This window comes from Paraburkholderia elongata, assembly GCF_013177735.1.
GTDB classification, from domain to species: Bacteria; Pseudomonadota; Gammaproteobacteria; order Burkholderiales; family Burkholderiaceae; genus Paraburkholderia; species Paraburkholderia elongata.
On the sequence record NZ_WOEZ01000171.1, the window covers coordinates 1 to 1,408 of the forward strand.

Annotated in this window: 1 protein-coding gene and 1 pseudogene; one reads left to right on the forward strand and one right to left on the reverse strand. The window is 61.1% G+C overall.

The features are described 5' to 3' along the window. A partial coding sequence (locus tag GNZ13_RS28975) for a hypothetical protein (RefSeq protein WP_172170963.1) occupies nucleotides 1-248 on the forward strand: 248 nt, incomplete at its 5' end. A 256-nt stretch (nucleotides 249-504) separates the two neighbouring features. Here GNZ13_RS28975 and GNZ13_RS28980 read toward each other — a convergent pair. Next, nucleotides 505-1,078, reverse strand: a pseudogene (locus GNZ13_RS28980) (BPSL1445 family SYLF domain-containing lipoprotein). Between the last annotated feature and the right edge of the window lie 330 nt (nucleotides 1,079-1,408).

The window sequence follows — 1,408 nt, forward strand, 5'->3', positions numbered from 1 at the left end:
CTTTCCAGATCTACTATGTGATGGCGTGGCGCAGCATCCGGACCGGGCTGCTGCAGTCGAGCCTTACGCACGCCGTGTTGTTCAGTGCGGCCACCACCGGCACCGCGTTCGGCAGCCTGTGGCTGTCGCACCATCCAGGTACCTCGAGCATGGGGCGGCTGCTCGCGCTGTCGCTCATCTGCCTGCTGATCGGCATCGTGGTGTTCCAGCCCGTGTTGATGGGTAAGCCGCGCGCGAAGCGCGCATAGAAGAAATCACAGGGAATTGACGGATAGAGATACGAACCACCCCATTGGCACTGCTTGTCGCAAGCCTCGGAAAGGGCTGCGGGAGCGGCCCCGAGCGCAAGCCATGTGATCCGCTGGAAACGATGAACCGCGCGATCTTCAAATTCAGCGACAGCGGCGAAAGTTGTCGCCACCCGGAAAGTCGGGATGAGCATTGACCTTCCTCACCGACTCGTCATCGTGAGGACCGTGCGAAACCACAGGGCCAATTCCGTCATCAGATTTTCAGACGCGACACCTTGGTACCCGAGAGGGAGACGTCGCCCATCAGACCGGCATTCGTCAGCACGAACGCTTCGACCGGCGCGGTTGCCGTGTTCGTATCGATCACCCCGTTCGCTCCTACCTTCACAAGCGCGACCGATCCTTCGCCCCCTGCTGACCAGCCGTCGGAGCGGCGAAAGCGGTTGAGCGCATCACGCGTCATGAACAGGAAGATGATGGCCTTGGATTGGCCACCCGCCTGGAGGCCGAACGAACCGGATACCGTACTGTAGTAGCCCACCGACTTCCCGCCTACGCGCAATGCACCTTCGCCGTACGAAGCCGGCTTGAATCACGGAGGGGAACACGAGCACGCCGTTCGCCTTTGCGACAAGTTCCCGCGAACCCTTGACGTTCGCGTAGAGTCGCGACATGGTGCCCTGTACCTTTGCATCGATTGACCGACGCTTCGCTGCGTTGGTCTCGCTGGTCGCTGCATGACTCGTCGTGGCCGTACAGACCGCGAACGAAAGACCGGCGACAGCGAGCGCGGCTGCCCCTGTCCGTATGAAGATCCAGGCGATGATGAGTTAAGAGGTGGTATTGCGCTGCCGCGTCCCCTGGGAAATACTCTACGGTGTCTTCCAATGATCGGGCTTCGCCCGTTTGTCCGCGACGCCATAACGCGTTTCCACACGGCCTCGGTCGACTCCGGTCTTAGGCTTCGCTCGCAACCAGCCATTCGTTGAGCACGGGACTCGATGGGCTGCGAATGACCTCTCCGGCCGAACAATCGCCGCTCCTTGTCAAATAATTCCGCGTGAACGTCGACCGGCTAGGCCGGACGCATTGATTGGCGATAGCCGGCCATGAGGAGACGCGCAACGGTTCCCATTGCGTGACCGGTGTGCTCTGCT